The 16,977-nt window shown below is 72.5% G+C and carries 14 protein-coding genes and 1 pseudogene; 6 read left to right on the forward strand and 9 right to left on the reverse strand.

Features of this window, described 5'->3' with window-relative positions; genetic code table 11:
* Both E1289_RS38290 and E1289_RS19990 read left to right on the forward strand, forming a co-directional pair.
* Positions 1-278, forward strand: a pseudogene (locus tag E1289_RS38290) (hypothetical protein); the annotation flags it as partial.
* A gap of 16 nt (positions 279-294) precedes the next feature.
* Positions 295-1,158, forward strand: a complete 864-nt coding sequence (locus tag E1289_RS19990; RefSeq protein ID WP_131982325.1) for a hypothetical protein — start codon at positions 295-297, stop codon at positions 1,156-1,158.
* 48 nt (positions 1,159-1,206) lie between these two features.
* Here the strand turns inward: E1289_RS19990 and mycP are convergent, their stop codons facing one another.
* From mycP to eccD, 7 genes are all read right to left on the reverse strand, one after another.
* Positions 1,207-2,550 carry a type VII secretion-associated serine protease mycosin gene (gene mycP, locus E1289_RS19995; protein ID WP_131982327.1) on the reverse strand — a complete coding sequence of 448 codons (1,344 nt, stop codon included), beginning with the start codon at positions 2,548-2,550 and terminating at the stop codon, positions 1,207-1,209.
* Positions 2,551-2,640: 90 nt separating this feature from the next.
* Positions 2,641-3,786, reverse strand: coding sequence for a hypothetical protein (locus E1289_RS20000; RefSeq protein ID WP_131982329.1), 1,146 nt, complete (start codon positions 3,784-3,786; stop codon positions 2,641-2,643).
* 24 nt (positions 3,787-3,810) lie between these two features.
* A complete protein-coding gene (locus E1289_RS20005; RefSeq protein ID WP_131982331.1) occupies positions 3,811-4,416 on the reverse strand; it encodes a hypothetical protein in 606 nt (201 codons plus the stop codon).
* A gap of 101 nt (positions 4,417-4,517) precedes the next feature.
* Positions 4,518-4,814: a WXG100 family type VII secretion target gene (locus E1289_RS20010; protein ID WP_279487357.1), complete on the reverse strand. Its 297-nt coding sequence runs from the start codon at positions 4,812-4,814 to the stop codon at positions 4,518-4,520.
* Between the two features lie 44 nt (positions 4,815-4,858).
* A complete protein-coding gene (locus E1289_RS20015; protein WP_279487358.1) occupies positions 4,859-5,179 on the reverse strand; it encodes a WXG100 family type VII secretion target in 321 nt (106 codons plus the stop codon).
* A 185-nt stretch (positions 5,180-5,364) separates the two neighbouring features.
* Positions 5,365-6,816 (reverse strand): type VII secretion protein EccB, encoded by a 1,452-nt coding sequence (eccB, locus tag E1289_RS20020; RefSeq protein WP_131982337.1) that lies wholly within the window; start codon positions 6,814-6,816, stop codon positions 5,365-5,367.
* Between the two features lie 6 nt (positions 6,817-6,822).
* On the reverse strand, positions 6,823-8,223 hold the full coding sequence (gene eccD / locus E1289_RS20025) for a type VII secretion integral membrane protein EccD (protein ID WP_131982339.1): 1,401 nt from the start codon (positions 8,221-8,223) through the stop codon (positions 6,823-6,825).
* Positions 8,224-8,395: 172 nt separating this feature from the next.
* Between eccD and eccCa the strand changes: the two genes are divergently transcribed.
* A complete protein-coding gene (gene eccCa, locus E1289_RS20030; protein ID WP_131982341.1) occupies positions 8,396-12,373 on the forward strand; it encodes a type VII secretion protein EccCa in 3,978 nt (1,325 codons plus the stop codon).
* Positions 12,374-12,418: 45 nt separating this feature from the next.
* Here the strand turns inward: eccCa and E1289_RS20035 are convergent, their stop codons facing one another.
* Positions 12,419-13,690: a S8 family serine peptidase gene (locus E1289_RS20035; RefSeq protein ID WP_131982343.1), complete on the reverse strand. Its 1,272-nt coding sequence runs from the start codon at positions 13,688-13,690 to the stop codon at positions 12,419-12,421.
* A 178-nt stretch (positions 13,691-13,868) separates the two neighbouring features.
* On the opposite strand from E1289_RS20035, the gene E1289_RS20040 reads away from it, so the two are divergent.
* Genes E1289_RS20040 through E1289_RS20050 form a run of 3 tightly spaced genes read left to right on the forward strand, consistent with a single transcriptional unit; the run spans position 13,869 to position 15,756 of the window.
* Positions 13,869-14,561: a hypothetical protein gene (locus E1289_RS20040; RefSeq protein ID WP_131982345.1), complete on the forward strand. Its 693-nt coding sequence runs from the start codon at positions 13,869-13,871 to the stop codon at positions 14,559-14,561.
* Positions 14,558-15,163 (forward strand): hypothetical protein, encoded by a 606-nt coding sequence (locus E1289_RS20045; RefSeq protein WP_131982347.1) that lies wholly within the window; start codon positions 14,558-14,560, stop codon positions 15,161-15,163. The genes E1289_RS20040 and E1289_RS20045 overlap by 4 nt, the downstream gene beginning before the upstream one ends.
* Entirely contained in the window at positions 15,160-15,756 is a 597-nt protein-coding gene (locus E1289_RS20050; protein ID WP_131982349.1) for a hypothetical protein, read from the forward strand. The genes E1289_RS20045 and E1289_RS20050 overlap by 4 nt, the downstream gene beginning before the upstream one ends.
* Here the strand turns inward: E1289_RS20050 and E1289_RS20055 are convergent.
* Positions 15,644-16,945, reverse strand: coding sequence for a hypothetical protein (locus E1289_RS20055; protein ID WP_131982351.1), 1,302 nt, complete (start codon positions 16,943-16,945; stop codon positions 15,644-15,646). The genes E1289_RS20050 and E1289_RS20055 overlap by 113 nt on opposite strands.
* Between the last annotated feature and the right edge of the window lie 32 nt (positions 16,946-16,977).

Genomic DNA, 16,977 nt, shown 5'->3' on the forward strand with positions numbered 1-16,977 from the left:
TCCCCAGCCTGTGGACGCCCCCGCCCGCCCTCGGCGAACTGTTCGGCCGGCTCCGCTCCGGCATGTACGCCGACGGGCTCGGCACCTGGTTCTCCGCCAAGTTCCGGCTGACGTACCCGTTCTCCTACCAGGTGGAGTACGACCGGGAGAACGAGCCCAAGTGGGCCGCCCCGCCGCCACCGGACGCCTACGCCGAAGAACTCCGGCTCCACCCCCGTGGAGCGGAGAACCTCCCGGACTGGCTGCGGGAGAAGCAGCAGCCGTCCGGCGACCAGTAGGCGGCGGGGCCGTACGGTGCCGGAGTCACGCCCGGAGTTCGAACCTCCGGACCAGCAACTCGACGGGTCGCCTCGGACCGCCGGGGAGCCGCCCGCCGGCCCGCCCGCCGACTCGCCGGAACCCGCCGCGGTGCCGTTCGCACAGGCCGGGCCGGCCGCGGAGCCCCGGTGGCGGCGGATGGCGCGGAGGCCGTGGCCGCTGGCCGCCGGTGCCCTCGCGGTGGTCGCCCTGTCCGGGGCCGTCTGGGCCTCGACCGGCGACGGCGGTGAGTCCGGGGCGGCGACGTTCACCTCGACACCGGAGCCGTGCGCCCTCGTCCCGTGGACGGCGCTGGAGCAGCACGTGCCCAACTCCTCCCCGCCCGTTCCCCACCAGACCGGCCCGTCGGCGACCGAGCGGTACGCGGCGTGCGAGTGGACGGAGCCGCAGCAGGGAACGGCGGGCGCCGAGACGCTGACCTTCCATCGCCTGAACGTCGCGGTGCGGCTCCACCTGGACGGGGTGAAGCAGGCGGAGGCCGAGTACGACGCGGCATGGCACGGCGCCCGGGCGCTGGGCGGCACCTCGAAGGCGGCGGGCGGCTCGCTGCACGCCGAGGCCCCCATCGTGATCGAAATGGGCGATCAGGCGTTCGTCGGCTACACGACGCTCAAGGGGCCGCTGGGAGAGGCCGGCACCGTGACGGCGACCGTCCGCCTCCGCAACGCCGTCATCACGGTCCGGTACCGGGGGACGACGTCGCGGCTCGGCAAGGACGGTTCTCCCAAGGCCGGCGCGTCGAAGGCCCTGAACGAGGAGGCCGCACGGGCGGGCGCCGAAACGATCGCGAAGGGCGTCGTGGACACGCTCTCGAACTGCGCGGACTGCCTGAGCCGCTAGCCCGGCGCGAGGCCGGGAGCGCGAGCCCGGCCCCGCCGGATCCGGCCGTCAGCGGCCGGGGGGCGGGCTCTGCGGGCCTCCGGACGGCGGACCTGCCGGAGGCGCGGCCGGGGGCTGCGCCTGCGGGCCGGACTGGTACGGCGACTGCTGCGGCCCCGGCGGAGGCCCGAACTGCTGCGGCGCACCGAACTGCTGCGGCGGGGACGACATGGGGCCCGCGGGACCGGTGGGCGCTCCGGACCCGCCGCGGCGCCGCAGGAGCAGGAACGCGCCGCCGCCCAGGACGAGCAGGAGCACCACGGCACCGCCCACGATCAGCACGGGGAAGCCGCCGGAGTCGTCCTCGTCCGCGGCGGCCGGCTTGGTCGCACCGGCACCGCCCGCGCCGCCCGCGACCTTGTCGAGCCGCGCGTACACCGGGTTGGGCGCGTTCTCCGGGACGTCCTGCTTGAGGGCGCGCGGGATGCTGATGACGCCGTACCCCAGCATGTTGTCCTTGCCCTTTGGGCCGAAGTCCTTCGCGGTGGCGGTGAGGCGCTGCACGATCTCCCGGGCGGACTCGTCCGGGTAGCGGCTGCGCAGCAGGGCGGCGGCGCCGGCGGTCAGCGCGGACGCCTGGCTGGTCCCCTCACCCGCGGTGAAGACGTGGCCGGTCTTGCTGATGAAGCCGACGTCCTGGCCCGGCGCGGCTACCGTGACGTAGTCCTGCCGCTGCGTCGACTTCCAGGGCTTCCCGTCGCGGGCGAAGGCCCCGACGGCAAGGACGCCCGGGCACGAGGCAGGGTAGGCGGCCTTGTTGTCGAAGTCGCCGGAGTTGCCCGCACCGGCGACGATCACGATGTCCTTGCTCGCCGCGTACTTGATCGCTTCGAGGAGCTGCGGCGGGCACTGGTTCGGGTAGATGTCGGCGGACGGGCTGCCCTGCGAGATGTTGATCACCTTGGCGCCGTTGTCGGCGGCGAAGCGAACCGCCTTGCTGGTGACCGGGCCGCTCAGCGAGGGAGCGGCGATCGGCAGGATCTTGGCCTCCGGGGCGATCCCGACGAAACCCGTCCTGGTGCCCTGCGAGGCGATCAGGCTCGCCATGCCGGTGCCGTGGCCGTCCTGGCGGGTGTCGTAGTCATTGCGGCCATCACCGCCCTTGCCGGTCAGGTCGCCGCCGGGGAGCACGGCGGGCTTCAGGTCCGGCAGCCGGGCGTTGACCCCGGTGTCGATGACGGCGACCGTCACGCCCTTGCCCTTGGTGACGGGCCAGACTTCCTTCTGGATGCTCCAGGAGTTGAACCACCACTGCTGGGGCGAGGGGGCGGGCGCCGCGTGCGCGGGTACGAGCGGGGCGATGGCCAGCCCGATCGCCATCGTCGACGCCGCCGTCCGAATCAGCCACCGCATCTGTCGCACACTCCCTAGTCCTTCGCGCACGTTCGGGCGGCCGGAGACCGGAGCCTCCGACCGCCCGTACGTCTCGCGTCCACCGTGGGTTCAGCCGATCACCGGGGGCGCGGTGTCGTCGTCGCCGCCCCAGACGTCCTCGTCCTCGGACAGCCAGGTCTCGCGCTCGCGCTCCTCGCCGCCCTTGCCGCCCTGGCCGGGCGCCATCGGCATGCCGCCCATGGGCATGCCGCCGCGCATACCGGCGGCACCCCGTCCGGCCGCGCCCATTCCGCCGCCGCCGACACCGCCCGGACCGACGCCGCCCGAGCCCGCGCCCGCACCGCCGCCGAAGCCGCCCGGGTCGGCGCCGAAGCCGCCGCCACCGCCGGGCATGCCGCCGGGCAGTCCGCCGCCGCCACCGCCGCCGCCGCCGGGGAAGCTCGACAGGTCAGAGCTGGGGGCCCCGCTGAGGGATCCGCCGCCACCCGGTATGCCGCCGCCGGGAACGCCACCGCCGCCCGGCAGGTGGGGTCCGCCGGAGCCCGGGTCGAACGGGCCACCGCCGCCCGGGTTCCACGGGCTTGAGCCGCTTCCCGCGCCGGGGGCGAACGGTGAGGCGGAGTCGGAGGACGGGAACCCGGAGCCGGCGCCGCCGAACTTCCCGCCGCCTCCGCCGCCACCGCCGAACGGACCGGGGCCTCCCGGACCGGGGCCGGGGCCGCCGGGCGGGTCATCTCCGCCACCACCGTAACCGGACGGCAGGTCCTTCTCGATCTTGAGCGGGTGGCCCTCGAACGCCTCTTTCATCCGGCCGATGAAGTTGTTCATCAGCTCGCGGGCGTTGTCGTCGTCCCCGCCGGTGTGGACCCAGCCGTCGGTCATCGTCTGACCCTGGGTCTTGTACCAGTCGAGGATGTCGTGCTTGTACCAGGCGTAGAGCGAGGCGTTCCGGTGGCTGTCGTCGGAGAGGGTCCCGGCGGTGGTGTAGACCTGACCGAGCTGGTCGAGCGCCTTCTGCGCGGACTCGCCCTTCCAGTGCTGGACGATCCGCTTGGAGAAGTTGTTCTTCAGCTCCTCGGTCATCTCGGCGAGGGCCTCGGCCGCCTCCTTGTACGCGGTCGAGGCATCGCCGACCTTCTCCGGCTTCAGCTCCTTGAGCTTGTTCTTGACGTCTTCATGGCTCATGCCGGAGGCGTTGTGACTGCCGAACGCCATCCCGTCCCTGATCGGGTATTGCTCGGTGTTCTTACCCATCGGTACTCCGTTCCGGGGCGGCGATCAGGTGAGGTCCGGGGTGCCGGTGGGATCGACGCCGTTCACCCGTGACTGCGTGTTGCCGTGGGCGGTGTCGTACTGGTCCGCCGTGGCGTAGAGCTTGCTGATCACGCCCCGGTAGGCGCTCTCGACGGCCCCGATGTACTCCTGGAATCCGGCCTTGCTCGCGTTGACGACCCCGACGAACTGTTCGGAGCCCTGGATGTTCGCGAGGTCGGCCTGAGTGACCGAAGTGGTGCCGACCGCGTCGAGCTTGCGCTTCCAGATGTCCAGCTTGTACTTCATGTCCCTGGCGAGCTGCCGGAGTTCGGCCGGGTCCGCCTCGTAGCCGTCCTCGGCCTTCACGTTCCACTCGCCGCGCTCGGGCGTCTGGCTGCGCGGAAGCGCGTTGTTCGCGTCGTCCCACTTGCCCGCGTCGGCGCCCGCGCTGTACTCGAAGTACAGCTCCCGCTGCCGCGACTCCGTGAGGTTGTCCCACTCCTCGCGGGTCATCCCCGTGACGGACTCGTACTCGGGCGTGGACCCGCTCTCGGTGTACTCGCCCTGGCCCACGTACCGCTGGTGCTCGACCCTCGCGAGCTCCTCGTCGGTCAGATGGTAATCGCTCACCGTTCACCCTCCCGGTGAATCACTTCTTCCCCCGTCACAACAACGTCGTGCGGGCCCTCGGCGGACACGCACGACGTAGCCGGGAGCCGGCGGACCGTGTGTCAGCCCGACCAGATGTTGAGGTTCGCGCGCTCCGCGCCGCTGTAGTTGCTGTGCGCCTCGCCGATGGTGACGCCCAGCTGGTTGAGGATCTGGCCGATGTGGGCCGCGGCGGAGTCCCACTGGCGCTTGGCGTCCCAGTAGGCGGTCTGCGCGCCGCCTTCCCACTGGCTGAGGCTGTTCTCCAGGACCTTCTCAAGGTCGTCGAGTTCGTCGACCAGGGCACGGTAGGCCAGCGTGAAGTCCGCCTGGGCCTGCTGCATCTGGCCGAAATTCGCTCTGGTGTAGCTGTCGCCCACGATGGGAGTCCTTCGGTCGGAGGGATGAGGGTGAACGGAACGGGTCAGGTGCTGCCGTTGAGCAGCTGGTTGATCTTGTTGACCGCGTCCTGCTGCTCCTGTTCCGTGCTCTCGTAGGTGATCTTGGTCTGCACCAGCTTCTGGTGCATGCCCTCGAGAGCGGTCCGGACCTTGGTCATCTCGGTCTGGAACTCGTTGAAGACCCGGTCGAAGGACACCGCGGCGTTGCCGGCCCATCCGGACATCAGCTGGCCCTTGTGCCCGTCGAGCTTGGTCTGCAGGCCCTTGACGATGCCCGCGGAGTCCTCGATCCGCGTGGCGGCCTGCTGCATGGCTGCTCTGTCTACTGCGGACTGGTCACCCACAGCGTCACCTCCATTGGGGGTTCTTGGTCGCGCACCTCATCAGGAGACGGGGAGCCCTCCGCCGTATGCCCGCGGGCCCGGGAGCCCTCCTGACGGCACAAGATTTTAGAGATCATAGGTGTTTGTCACTATGTAAGTCGACGCACTTGATGATCTCCAGGTTCCTGTGATGTACATCACGTTTATCATCCCCGGGACGTGGAGATCGGCCGCCGCGCGAGCGCCGGATCGAGCGCCGGCCCCTGCGGGATCAGATGGATGACGCTGGACGGGACGGGCGCGGCCTTCCCCGCGTCGTATCCGAGTTTCTTCGCGACCTCGGCCGACGGCAGAGCGAACCGGACGCCCTGGTCGTTGACCAGGGACAACGACCCCGAGCCGCCGCTGCTGACGGTGCCGGTCTCGCCGCCCGCGGGCACGAGGCTCATCAGCGCCGCGCCGCCCGGCGGCAGCACCATCTGGTCGATCGTGCCGGACGCGCCGGCGGTGCCGGAGCCGAGGGCGCCGGTGGCCGGAGCCGGGAGCGACCCGCCGACGGTGAGCCGCGCCGTCGACGAACCGACGGGGAACACCGCGCAGAGCGGCGACGCGGTGTCCCAGGCGACGAACTTGGGTAGCGTCGGCGGCAGGTTGTTGTCCAGCAGCCGGGTCGCCGACGCGAGCTGCTGCGCCGACGGGACGTCGGTCGGCAGCGGGCCGACCTGCTCGCCCGGGTAGGCGTCGGCCGTCTTGACGTCGCGCAGCAGCAGTTGCGCCTGCGTGTGGTTGATCTGCGAGAGCCCGTCGGCGAGCATCACGTACCAGAGCGCCTGCCCGCCGGCGCCGGTCTCGGCCTTGAAGACCTGACCGACCTTGGCCTCCCCGCCCCGGGGGCCGCGCACCGTCTTGCCCCGCTCGGGCACGTTCGGCGAACCGAAGTTCCCCGCGGCGGGCAGCGCGTTCAGCCACGTCGCCGGGACCTCGACGGCGCCCGGCCCGCCGGTCAGCGCCGGCACCTGGTCGGCCGGGACGGTCAGCTGCATGCGGTGGTCCGACCAGACCACCCACGGCGTGCCGCCGCTCTGCACCACGACGGCCTCGCCGTCGCCCAGCCGGCGCCCGCCGACCTCCCGTCCCGCGGCGAGTGCGGTGACCTGCCGCTTCAGGCCGGTGGGCCCGGCCGCCTCCCGGGTGCACACCGACCAGGGCCCGCGGATGAGCCGCTCGTCGTCGGGAAGCGAGTCCGGCGCGCCCGGAATGCCGATCATCGCGCCGCGCTCGAACCCGGCCAGCGACTTGCGCGACACGCTGCGCCGCTCCGGCTCGCTGTCGGAGTCGAGGGCGAGCAGCGCCGACGCGTAGTTCGCGACCGGGAACATCTTCCCGGTGTTGGCGTCGTAGATGTACTTGGTGCCGGTCTCCTTCTCGATGATCAACTTGCCGGGCTTGTCGAGGCCCTTGGCGCCGCCCGGGGACAGCAGGCCCCAGATGCCGAACACCGCGACGACCAGGAGGCCGACCATCACGCCGGCGAACGCGCCCACCGACAGCCGCCGCATCGGCGACTCGGCGACGTCGGGCTCACCCTGCAGGAGGGCGAGCCCGACCCGTTGCGTCATCAGGCGGTGCGCCTGGTAGAGATCCCGCCTGCTCTGCATCGCGCGTCACCCCGCCAGCCCGCGCACGCGGGTGTAGACGTCGAGCACCGCCAGCGCGAGCGGGACCAGCGAGATCATCACGATCATGTCGAGGATGTCGCCCCACCGGCCCCAGACCGGCGTGGGCCGGTGGCCCGGCAGCCACAGCGTCACCGCGATGACGATGCCGGTGAGCACCAGCAGCGGGACGAGCGCGGCGGCGAGCGCGACCACCTGGCTGCCGTGCACCGCCATCCCGATCGTCGTCAGCACCAGTCCGAACAGGCCGATCACGAGCATCCACGAGCGCTGCGCGATGCCCCGGAAGATCCGGGCGCGCAGCAGCAGCGAGAGCGACATCACCGCGGTCATCGTGGGACCGGCCCACCCGCCGGCGCCGAACAGGAACAGCATCGCCCCGGCCGCGACGAGCGCGATCGCGGCGATCAGCCCGGTGGAGAACCGGTCCGCGGCGGCGGTCCGGGTGAGCACCTCGCGGCCGTCCACCGTCTCGGTGTCGCGGCGCAGGTCCTCGGCGCTGCTCGGCACGGGGGGCAGGGGCATCCGCGCCAGCTTGAACGACAGCGACGGGACGGCCGCGAAGAACATCATCACGACGACCGCGGAGACGGCGGCGATGCCCGCGGCGGGCAGGTCGTCGAAGAAGAACCCGACGCCGGACCCGATCGTGCCCACCAGCGCGGCGAACGCGATGCCGAGGAAGACCGGGAGCCCTTCCGCGACGGCGAACGCGGCGATGATCGCGGCGAGCGCGGTCACCCCGAAGGCGGCGAGCAGGTGCGGCGCGCCGAGGTCGAGCAGCTCCAGGTCGTCGCGGGCGGGCGCCGCCAGCCCGGCGAGGAACGCGTACGGAAGCGCCGCGTAGCCGAGGATGACGCCCGCGCCCGAGTCGGCGATCGCCCGCGACAGCACCGTCGCCACGACGAGGACGAGCAGCGCGAGAAGCCCGGCGGCGATGGCCGGCACGAGCCACGGCGGACCGGACAGCGCGATCACGACCGCGCCGACGAACAGCGCGACGCCGCCCGCGCCGAGGCCGAACGAGCGCGTCGTGGTGGGCCGCCAGCGATCCCGCCGTTCCCTGATCCCGGACGCGATCACGTCGGCGACGTCGTCGAACGACATCTCCGGAAGCTGCGCCATCCGCGGGCGGAAGTACAGGATCTCCCCGTCGCGCACGCCGAGCGCGCTCATCGTCTGGCCGGCGTCGAACGGCTCGGAGTCCAGGCGCTGCAGGACCCAGCCGGAGTGGGCGAGCCCGGCGTCCGCCAGGTCCTCTCCCGCGGCGCGCAGGAGGGTGGGCAGCATGTGCGCGAGCGGCACGTCCGCGGGCAGGCTCACGTCGATCCGTCGCCTCGGGGCGACTACGGTGACCCTGCACAGCTCTGTTGTGGCGGGCGAATTCACGGGAGCTCCCGTCCTCCATGTCAGATCGGCGGCGAGTCCGATCGGCGCGCAGCTTAGGATGTGACGCCGGGCTACGTTAAAGCAACCTCAAGCATCGACAAGTATCCCGCGGGCCGGCCGTCCCCCCGGTATTTTTCGGCCGCCCCGGGCGAGCTCCCGGAGGGACGCCGAGGTGAGCACGATCCTCGTCAGGCGCAAGGAGCGCCGCAAGCCGCCACCGGCCCCCAAAGGGGAACTGCTGCTGGAGTCTCCGCCGGAGATTCCGGAGACGCAGAGCGGCGGCCTGCAGAACGTGCTCATGTACATGCCCATGGCCGTGATGCCGCTCATGATGGGGCTGATGCTCCTCGGCGGCGGCACCCGGAGCCCGATCATGATGATCGGCAGCGGCGGCATGGCACTGGCGATGGGCGCCATGATGGTCGGGCAGCTCGGCCGCGGCTCCGGCGAGCGCAAGTTCAAGCTGAACGGGGCCCGGCGCGACTACTTCCGCTACCTCGGCCAGGCGCGCCGCAAGGTCCGCCGCGCGGCCGAGCAGCAGCGCGAGTCACTGGAGTGGAACAGCCCCGCCCCGGACTCGCTGTGGTCGCTGGTGATGAGCGCCCGGATCTGGGAGCGCCGCCCGTCCGACGCCGACTTCGGGAACGTGCGGATCGGCGCCGGGCCGCAGAAGCTCGCCGTCCAGCTGATCCCGCCGGAGACCCGCCCGGTGGAGGACCTGGAGCCGATGACGGCGGGGGCGCTGCGCCGCTTCGTCCGGGCGCACTCGACGGTGCCGAACCTGCCGGTGTCGGTGTCGCTGCCGTCGTTCGCGCGGATCCTGCCGATGGGCGACCTGGACGCGGCGCGCTCGATGGTCCGGTCGATGCTGGCGCAGCTCACCGCGTTCCACTCCCCCGACGACATGCGGGTCAGCGTGTGCGCGTCGCCCGAGGCCATGCCCCACTGGGACTGGGTCAAGTGGCTGCCGCACGCGATGCACCCGACGCTGACGGACGCGGCGGGCCCCGTCCGCCTGATGACCGGCACCCTCTCCGACCTGGAGCGGCTGCTCGGGAACGAGCTGAAGGACCGGGCGCGGTTCACCCCCGGCCTGCAGCAGAGCGACCTGCCGTACCACGTGGTGGTCATGGACGGCGGAGCCGTCACACCCGACTCGCAGATCGGCTCGGACGGCATCGAGGGCGTGTGCGTCATCGACCTCACCGGCCATGTCGCGCCGACCCCCGACAGCACCATGCTGCGGCTGCGGGTCGCCCCCGGCAAGATGGCCATGCTGCGCCGCGACCGTACCGGCAAGGACGTGCCGAGCTCCCTCGGCCGGCCCGACCAGTTCAGCTACGTCCAGGCCGACGGGCTCGCCCGGCAGCTCGCCCCGCTGCGGGCCAGCACCGCCGCGGACCCGGAGATGGACGCCCTGTCGTCCGCCACGACGCTGACGACGCTGCTCGGCGTCCCCGACCCGGCCAGGATCGAGCCCCGGCAGGCGTGGCAGCCGCGGGCACCGCGGAACCGGCTGCGGGTGCCGATCGGCCTGGACTCCGAGGGCCGCCCGATCGAGCTCGACATCAAGGAGGCCGCGCAGGGCGGCTACGGCCCGCACGGGCTGTGCATCGGCGCGACCGGCTCCGGCAAGTCGGAGCTCCTGCGGACCCTGGTGCTCGGCCTGGCCATGACGCACTCGTCGGAGGTGCTGAACTTCGTCCTCGTCGACTTCAAGGGCGGCGCGACGTTCCTCGGCATGGACGGCCTCCAGCACGTGTCGGCCATCATCACGAACCTGGAGGACGAGCTGCCGCTCGTCGACCGCATGTACGACGCGCTGCACGGCGAGATGGTGCGCCGGCAGGAGTGGCTGCGCGCCGCCGGCAACTACGCCTCGCTGCGCGACTACGAGAAGGCCCGCGAGCAGGGCGCGGCGCTGAAGCCGATGCCGACGCTGTTCGTCGTGCTGGACGAGTTCTCCGAGCTGCTCTCCGCCAAGCCCGACTTCGCCGAGCTGTTCGTGATGATCGGACGGCTCGGCCGCTCGCTCGGCGTCCACCTGCTGCTCGCGTCGCAGCGGCTGGAGGAGGGCAAGCTCCGCGGCCTGGACACGCACCTGTCCTACCGGATCGGCCTCCGGACGTTCTCCTCGGCGGAGTCGCGGGTCGTCCTCGGGGTGCCCGATGCCTACGAGCTGCCCCAGGCGCCCGGCAACGGCTACCTGAAGATCGGGACCGAGACGATGACGCGGTTCCGCGCCGCGTACGTCTCCGGCCCGTACAAGCCGGAGGAGGGTGAGGCGCAGGAGTCCCGGCAGGGACCGCGGCAGCTCGCGCAGATCGTGCCCTTCACCCCGGCGTACGTCCGGCCGCAGATCCAGGAGCAGTCGCGGCAGGAGGAGCGGCAGGACGACCGGGAGGACCAGGGGCCGCAGATCAGCCTGTTCGACCTCGTCGTCCGGCAGCTCGCCGGGCACGGGCCGCCGCCGCACCCGATCTGGCTTCCGCCGCTGGCGGAGCCGGCCACCCTCGACCAGGTGCTGCCGCAGCTGCAGCAGACGCCCGAGTACGGCTTCACCACCGCGGGCTGGGACGGCCGGGGCCGGCTGCACGCGTTCGCGGGCATCGTCGACAAGCCGTTCGACCAGCGCCGCGACCCGATGTGGCTGGACCTGTCCGGCGCCGCCGGGCACGTCGGCATCGCCGGCAACCCGCAGGCGGGCAAGTCGACCGTGCTGCGGACGGTCATCGCCTCGCTGGCGCTCATGCACACGCCGCAGGAGGTGCAGTTCTACTGCCTGGACTTCGGCGGTGGCGCGCTGGCGCCGCTGGCGGACCTGCCGCACGTCGGCGGTGTCGCCAGCCGGCTGGACCCCGATCGCGTCCGGCGCACGGTCGCCGAGGTCTCCGGGCTGCTGGAGTCGCGGGAGCGCTTCTTCACCGAGCGCGGCATCGACTCGATCGGCACCTACCGGCGGATGCGGGCCGAGGGGCAGATCGCCGGGGACGGCTTCGGCGACGTGTTCCTCGTCGTCGACAACTGGCTGACCGTCCGGCAGGAGTTCGAGGCGATCGAGGGGACGATCACCGACCTGGCCGCGCGCGGCCTCGGCTACGGCATCCACGTCATCGCCGCGACGAACAAGTGGTCGGAGTTCCGGCTGACGATCCGCGACCTGTTCGGCACGCGGCTGGAGCTGAAGCTGGGCGACCCGTACGAGTCGGAGATGGACCGCAAGCTCGCCGCGAACGTCCCCGAGGGGCGTCCGGGCCGCGGGATCACCCGCGAGGGCCTCCACTTCCTCGGCGCGCTGCCCCGGATCGACGGCCGGCCGGCCGCGGAGGACCTCGCCGACGGCGTCCGGCACCTGGTGGAGACGATCAAGGCCGGCTGGCAGGGGCGTCCGCCCGCGCCGCCCGTCCGGATGCTCCCGGACCTGCTGCCGCACACGCAGCTGCCCGCCGTCACCGAGACCGGCAAGCGCATCCCGATCGGCATCGACGAGGACACCCTGTCGCCCGTCCTGCTGGACTTCGAGAACGACCCGCACTTCGTCGTGCTCGGCGACAACGAGTGCGGCAAGTCCAACCTGCTGCGGCTCATCGTCGAGTCGATCAAGGCCAGGTACACCACCGACGATGCCCGCATCATCATGCTCGACTACCGCCGGGCCCTGCTCGACTCGGCGGAGAGCGACCACGTCATCGGGTTCGCCGCGTCGTCGACGGCCGCGAGCGGGCTGATGAAGGACGTCCACGGCGCCCTGGTGAACCGGCTCCCGCCGTCGGACCTGACCCCCGACCAGCTGCGCAACCGGTCGTGGTGGAGCGGGTCGGAGCTGTTCCTGGTCGTGGACGACTACGACCTGGTCGCGACGCCGTCCGGCAACCCGCTCGCGCAGCTCGCCGAGCTGCTGCCGCAGGCCCGCGACATCGGCATGCACCTGATCCTCTCGCGCACGATGGGCGGGGCGGGGCGCGCCATGTTCGACCCGATCCTGCAGCGGCTGAAGGACATGGCCAGCCCGGCGCTGATCATGTCGGGCAACAAGGACGAGGGCAGCCTGTTCGACGTCCGGCCGAGCCCGCTGCCCCCCGGCCGCGGCACCCGGTCCGACCGCCGCGCCGGCAAGCGCCTCATCCAGACCGCCTTCTACGAGCAGTGACCCGCCGGCGGAGTGCCCGTGCGCGGGCGCTCCGCCTCCGGCTCGTCAGTCGCGGTCGTCGGCGGGGACGGTCGCGCGTCCCGGCCGCCAACCGCGGCGGCGGCCGAGGGGGATGACCGCGCCGCCGAACGCGACGAGGGCGGCGGCCCCGAGGGCGCCGCCGGCGATGGCGAGGCCCATGCCGCGGGTGCGGTGGTCGACGGGCTCCGGCTTCGCGATGGGAACGGCCCCGCCCATCGGCCGCGCGTCGGCCGCTCCGGGCTTGGCGGCCGGATCGACCAGCGCGGACACCGCCTGCAGCGGGCTGATCATGCCGTATCCGCTGCCCTGCCCGTTACCGCCCTCGGCGGTGATCAGGATCCGGTCGATGACCTGCTGGTAGGTCAGCTTGGGATGCCGGGCGCGGACCAGCGCGGCCACCCCCGACGCGTAGGGGGCGCCGAAGCTCGTGCCCTGCAGGCCGCCCACGTACCCGTCGCCGAGGGTCGAGATGACGTTCTGCCCGGGGGCCGACACGTCGACCCGGGTCTTGAGGTTGGAGAAGTTCGCGATGGTCCCGGCCTCGTCCACCGCGGCGACGGACAGCACGCCCCGGTAGCTCGCCGGATAGGACGCGCTCTCCTTGCCGCGCTGGTCCTGGGCGACGTTGCCCGCCGACGCGACGATCAGGGCGTCCTTGCGCTGCGCCTTCCGGACGGCGAGGCGCAGCGCCGGCGTGTCCGGGGCGTCCGCCGACACGTTGATCACCTTGGCGCCCTGGTCGGCGGCCCAGGCGATGGCCTTGGGCAGCATCGTGTTGTCGTTCGTGCTCTGCCCGCTGGACCACTTGGCGTTCAGCAGCCTGACCTGCGGCGCGACCCCCACGAACGGGATGTCCCTGGAGCGCATGTCGCTCGCCGCGATGATCCCGGCGACCTGCGTGCCGTGCCCGATGCAGTCGTCGGTCGTGGTCTTCGTCGCGTCGAAGCTCGCCGCGACCTTGTTCCTGAGCTGCGGGTGGCCGGTGTCGATGCCGCTGTCCACGACGGCGACCGTCACGCCCTTGCCCCGGGTGATCGGCCACGCCTGCTCGAAGTCCAGCCGCCGCTGCGCCCACGGCTCCACGGTGATGGCCGACGCGGGCTGCCCGGCCGGTTTGTTGCACTCCGGCTTGGGCCGTGGCGGCGGTGCCTGCCGTTCCGGCTTCTTGCTGGCGGTCGGCGCCGCCAGCGGGCGGTCCGCCGGGGCCACCGGAGCGGCGGCCGCCGCCGGCGCGAACACCAGAACGGACGTCAGGGCCAGGCCGCCGGCCCCCGCCGCGAGTCGCCCTCCGCGCATGCCTCGTCTCTCCTGCCGTTTGCGAACCCAACGACTGTAAACGATCCGCGCCGGGCGGAGGGAGCCGTCTCCGCCGACGCGGGCTCTCCGCCGCGGGGAAGGGCCGGCTTCCCGGCAATCCCTTGATAGGCGGATATCCCAGGCGCCCGAGAGGCCGGCAGGGTTTACCATCTGGCGGGTGCACGCAAATGCACCGGTTCCCCCGCAGCCCGGAGGGATCGGCGGGGAACGGGGACGGCGCGCGCCGGCGCGGCGCTGGCTGGTGCCCGCGTGCGTGGTCGGGGTGCTGGCCGTGCTCGTTCCGGTGCTGTGGGCGACGGGCGGGCTCAAGGAGAAGCCGAAGCAGCCGGTGAAGGCGGCCGGGACGGCGCTGGACCTCGGGCTGTTCACCGTGACCGTCCGGGACGCGCGTGTCGGGCTGGCCAAGGAGGGCTTCGGGGACGCGCAGGAACGTTTCCTCATCGTCCGGATGAGTGTGGAGAACAAGGGCAAGGAGACCGAGCCGCTCGGCATCGGCGGCCTGGGCGAAGGCGTCGTCGCGCTGACGAGGACCGGCAAGTGGGTCGAGCCCGAGCGGGTCGAGGGCGCCGCCGGGGGCGCCGAGACGGACATGGTGCAGCCGGGGCTGCCGGTCGAGGCGTCCGCGATGTGGAAGATGGGGCCGGCGGACTCCCCCGAGAAGCTCACCGTCGGCCTGCGCGCATGGAAGTACGAGCACGGGTTCACCGACGAGCAGTTCAACTGGATCGTCCAGCGTGAGGACGACGCACTCGTCGGCCGCCTCACCCTGGCGGTGGCGCCCATGAGCGCGGTGCCTCGCGCGCCTCAGGGGACGCCGCCCTCCCCGACACCGACCGTGAGCCGCCCATGAACGTGCGGCGGGTGCTCCTGAAGGGCGGTGCCGGGCTCGGCGGGGCGGTCCTGCTCGCCGGAGCGATGTGGCTGCACTCCCTCATACCGGAGCTCAGGGCCACGGAGCTGGACCCGATCCGGGACGGCGGCACGGTCGGCGAAGAGGTCCGCAACCGCGACTTCAGCGTGCGGGTGGAGAAGGTGGAGGCGGCGCGGTCGCTCGCCCCGAGCCTGTCGTTGGGCGATCCGCCCCCGGTCGGCACCGAGGGGATCTACCTCGTCGTCCGGTTCAGGGCGACGAGCCACCGCGAGCCCCTGGAGCTGCGGACGGCCCAGCTGGAGACCCCCGGCGGCTACGTCTACCGGCATGACCCGCGGACGGGCATCACGTCCGCCGGGGCCCGGCCGACGTTCCAGCCCTTGATCTGGACGCCCGCGGCGTTCGTGTTCGAGCTGCCGAAGCAGCGCCTGGAAGGGGCGCACCTCGTCGTCGGGCCGGGCGGGCTGCTGCCGCAGCTGTCCGCGGAGGCGGACATCGACCTCGGAATCACCCGTGCACGGGCGAACGAGCTGATCGAGGGCGCCGCCCAGGGCTACGACCTCAAGGCGGGCACCCCATGACGGCAGCGGACACCTCGCCCGACCTGTTCCCGCCGATCCCGCCCGAGCCCGGCCCGGCGCGGGAACCCAGGCTGCGCCCCCTGGAGAGGCGGATCCTCCAGGCGGTCGCGCTCCTGTGCGCCGTCTCCGCGCTCCTCGCCGTGCAGTGGGCGGACGAGAGGAACAACGTCGAGAAGAACCTGAAGCCGCCGGAGAAGGTCGTCACCGTGCAGCCGGACACGGTCGGCGAGTTCCTCGGCGCGCGGTGGATGGCGCTGAAGCGCGAGACGGCCCGGCCGCTCGCCGGCGGTGCGCAGCAGGGCGACGTGGCCGAACTGCGGTTCACGGTCGGCGTCCGCCCGGACGACGCCGCGGCCGTGCAGCTGGTCGGGGCGTACGACCTCGGCTACCGGTTCGTCGACGGCGAGGGCCGCGAATGGTCCGCCTCGGGAGCGGTCGTCGGCCGGCGGCCGCAGGCGGGCGTCTCGTCCCTGATCAGCGTCAGGGGGACGGTGCCCCGTTCGAAGGCGGACTCGCTGAAGCTGGAGATACGGGCGCCGAAGTCGGCGCGGAAGGCGGGGGACCCACTGCTTTCGCTGCGGTTCGAGCGGTGACCCTCGCCATGACGAGGTTGAACGCCGCCGCCAGCAGGCAGACGCGCAGGATCTCGAAGGCCAGCCCCGCCGCGAACCCGACGAACGGCAGCACCTGCATCCACCACGTCACCTCGTGCGGGCCGATCACCTCGTAGGCCAGGCGGCGGCCGGCCTCCTCGCCCACGTCCAGGCCGGCGAACAGCAGGCAGAACGTGGCGAACGGCATCATCCCGGACCGGCGGACGAGCCGCAGCCCGAACCAGGCGGGCAGCCACATCTCCCGGAAGCCGCGGGTGAGGATCTCCCGGGGGCTGTTCACCCGCTCGATCCCGCCGGCCCGCGCCAGCCGCCGCGCCGCGCGGCCGCGGCCGAGCACGACCCGCTCGTCCCCGGCGTCCAGGCCGAGGATCACGCCCGCGATCACCAGCAGGATCAGCGCGCCGAGCACCGCGTCCTTGAACGGCGGCCACAGGGCGAGGGCGGGACCCGCGACGTCGGTGACCCACGCCCACGCCTGCCGCGCGGTGACCCACTCGGTCACCGCGCGGCGCAGGTGGTCGACGGTGAAGATGCCGAACAGCGCGAACTGGACCTCCAGGAAGGCGACGAGCGCGCCGACGGCGCGCGGGAGCCGTTCCTCCAGCCGCCATTCGGCCGCGACCTTCAGCACGAAGAGCCCCGCGGTGAGGCCGATCGCGAGCCCGACGTGCTTCTCCAGCGACAGCAGCAGCTCCATCGCCTCCAGCTGCCCCTGGATGCCGCCCTCGCTGAAGCCGCGGCTCGCGGCCAGCCCGGCGAACTCCCGGGCGTCCTCGGACTGCCTGCCCCAGGCCAGGTAGAAGAGCACGAACGGGAGCGCGGCGCGGCCCATCGCGCCGACGACCGACTCCTCGTTGCCGACCGCCCACGGTGTCAGCTCGCCGTCGGACGCGCGGGCGTGCACGACGTCCAGGCCCTCGCGGACGCTGTGCACCATCAGCACCGTGACCGCCAGCGTGATCACCACCAGCAGGCCGATGGTGGCGATCGGCGCGATCGACGCGGCGGTGCCCTTCATCGAGCCGAGCCGGTACCCGCCGTACATCACGCCGTAGCGCAGCAGCTCGCCGACCGTGAACCACAGGGCGAGCGGGAGGAGGAAGCGGCCCGCGAGCCTCAGCGTGGCCCATGGGAGCAGCAGCGGCGACCGCCGGGACAGTCCTAACATCGCGCTGATCGTACCGATCCCGCACACTCGGC

The sequence above is a fragment of the Actinomadura sp. 6K520 genome (assembly GCF_004349245.1).
Lineage (GTDB): Bacteria > Actinomycetota > Actinomycetes > Streptosporangiales > Streptosporangiaceae > Spirillospora.